General features: G+C 53.5%; 2 pseudogenes. One reads left to right on the forward strand and one right to left on the reverse strand.

Annotated features, from left to right (window positions below):
* A pseudogene (locus I5W_RS00925) lies at window positions 1–259 on the forward strand (MFS transporter); the annotation flags it as partial.
* An 85-nt stretch (window positions 260–344) separates the two neighbouring features.
* Here the strand turns inward: I5W_RS00925 and I5W_RS00930 are convergent.
* Window positions 345–947 (reverse strand): annotated as a pseudogene (locus I5W_RS00930) (hypothetical protein); the annotation flags it as partial.

Consider the following 947-nt stretch of genomic DNA (forward strand, 5'->3'; position numbering starts at 1 on the left):
CGATGATGTCGCCCCCCAAGGATCTTTCCTGAGTCGGCAATTTACCGTACAAAGCCGCTCGACGGGGGTCGGTTCAGCGCGTGAAATCGGCACTGCCTTGGCCGGTGGTATTGCTCCGTTGTGGGCGCTATCACTGGTTGCCAAGTCCGCAGTGCATGATACCAACGGAGTCGCGCTCATTCTTGCGTGCGCCGGAATTCTGGTCGCGTTCGCAGCCTTCTTCGACCAAGGTTATCGCTTCAACCGTTACAAAAACTGATATTCAGCGATGGGGAGCCGGGTCTAACCGCCTTCCTAATTCGCTAGGGACACCTATTTGCCGAGATGGCGTTTGTAGTCTGGGCTTACTCCCTGCCGCCGCCGGAAGACCTCGACGCGTCGATGTGGATGGCCTGCTTTGCCCCGGATTCCAGGTCATTTGTCTGCAAGTGCTCTTGAACCGATTCGCTATAGGTCTCCAAAAGCTGATCCGATTTTTTATATTCTCCCGATATCTTGCGCAATCCCCACGCGATCATTCCCTGAGCCACTACGGATCCAGGCAATTCTTTCATGAAGAGCTTCCAGAACTGTTTGCTTCGGTACATGGCTCCCCCTACCGGAATATTCAGTTGGCCCTGCGCCAATTTGTTCTTGAGATCACTTCTGAGTTGCACCGTATGCGTCGAGGCGTAGGGGCCGAAACGAGATCCATAGATGCTGAACAGTGCTACCACAAGCGGCGCCACGACTACCGTTCTGGGTAACACAAAGCCGGGGTGTTCGTTCGAATACAGTTTTTTGAATAGCGACAGGCTGGCGCTTACCAACTGAGGAATGGCAGGCCCGCCGAGCAACATGGTGAACACCTGTACGCATTTGTTAATGGCCAATGGTGTCAATTGTTCTGGTTTTGTCAGATCCAAAATCCCGTCGTGAATTGCACGGAATACGGTGGGGAGCAAATG

Source organism: Herbaspirillum sp. B65 (assembly GCF_000333555.1).
GTDB classification, from domain to species: domain Bacteria; phylum Pseudomonadota; class Gammaproteobacteria; order Burkholderiales; family Burkholderiaceae_D; genus Herbaspirillum; species Herbaspirillum rubrisubalbicans.